At 50.6% G+C, this 1,364-nt stretch carries 2 protein-coding genes and 1 pseudogene; all 3 read left to right on the top strand.

The window, feature by feature from the left end:
- The coding region (locus tag Q0236_RS05255) for a hypothetical protein (protein ID WP_297915797.1) at positions 1-422 on the top strand (422 nt) is incomplete at its 5' end.
- Complete coding sequence (gene ruvA, locus Q0236_RS05250; RefSeq protein WP_297915795.1) at positions 419-973, top strand: Holliday junction branch migration protein RuvA; 555 nt, start codon at positions 419-421, stop codon at positions 971-973. The genes Q0236_RS05255 and ruvA, both read left to right, overlap by 4 nt.
- 9 nt (positions 974-982) lie before the next feature.
- A pseudogene (locus Q0236_RS05245) lies at positions 983-1,364 on the top strand (D-alanine--D-alanine ligase); the annotation flags it as partial.

The following is a 1,364-nucleotide window of genomic DNA, read 5'->3' as shown; positions in this document are numbered from 1 at the left end:
GCCGAAATATCTTCATCGACAATGTCGCGGCGACCGATCTTGTCGATAGGCGCGATATTTTAATAGTAGATTTTAGAAACCGAACGCGGTTTGCAAGCGACGCTAAGTTTATCACGATGCCCAGCGAGATGGTCTATAAGGCGCTGATCGACGCCGCGTTTTCCACGTGCGGTTTAAATCCGATCTTCGTGCCCAAAGAAAAAGACCTGCGCTTAAAAACAAACGTCGTTGCGCTTCAAGTTAACGGCGATCAGGCGGTTATCACGATCGCATATGAAATTTTAGATGCGATCAGCTCCAAAACCTCAGGCATCATCACAAAGCAGGTCTTCGTGCCCGATCCGAGCTCGCAAAGTATCTTTAACGCTATGAATTTAGTGCTAAATCAGGCGATCGATGAAATTTTAAGGGCGATACAATGATAGCGGCGCTTGAGGGGATCATTACCAAAAAAGAGCCTACGCGCTGCGTTTTGAAGCTCGCAAGCGGCGTAAGCTACGGCGTAAATATCTCGCTAGGGTGCGCCGCGCAGCTGCAAAGCGGCGCTAAGACCGAGCTTTTGATCACGCAGATCATCAGAGAGGATGCCGATCTGCTCTACGGCTTTTTGGACGAGAGAGAGCGAACGATGTTTGAGATGCTGATCAAACTCAGCGGTATCGGCGCAAGCACGGCGATGGCGGTGTGTTCGAGCCTCAGCTCGCAAGCGTTTATCAAAGCGATCGCTAGCGGCGATGCGGCGACGCTTACTTCGGTGCCGGGCATCGGCCCAAAGACGGCTCGCAGGATGATCGCCGAGCTGGGAGATGCGAAGCTGATGGAATTTAGCCCCGATCAGACCTATAAAGCGGAGGCGATCTCGGCGCTTGAGAGCCTCGGGTTTAAGAGGGAGCGCATTAATAAAGCGATGGTTGATTGCATCAGCACGAGCACGGCGGAGCTCGTAAAAGAAGCGCTTAAAAAATTAGCATAAGGAGAGATGATGAAATTTGGTATAGTTTTTGGCGGACAGAGCTACGAGCACGAGGTAAGCATAATCTCGGCAATCGCCGTTAAAAACGCGTTAAAAGGACAGAGCCTGGAGTTTATCTTTTGCGATAAGGAGCGCAAATTTTACCGCATCGAGGATAAAAATATGCGCGCGGCGTATTTTAAAAACGGCGAATACGCTAAGGCGAAGGAGCTTAGTATCGGCACGGGCGGGTTTTTTGCGGGCGGAATGTTCTCAAAAAGCATGCTTGATCTCAACGTCTGCGTAAATTTAATCCACGGCTGCGACGGCGAGGACGGTAAGATGGCGGCTTTATTCGAGTTTTTTGGCATCCCTTACATCGGGCCTCGCATCGAAGCTAGCGTGCTAAGCT

The sequence above is a fragment of the uncultured Campylobacter sp. genome (assembly GCF_938031315.1).
GTDB lineage: Bacteria > Campylobacterota > Campylobacteria > Campylobacterales > Campylobacteraceae > Campylobacter_B.
The sequence above is the reverse complement of the archived record's forward strand: the minus strand, read 5'-3'. Positions and strand labels throughout refer to the sequence as shown.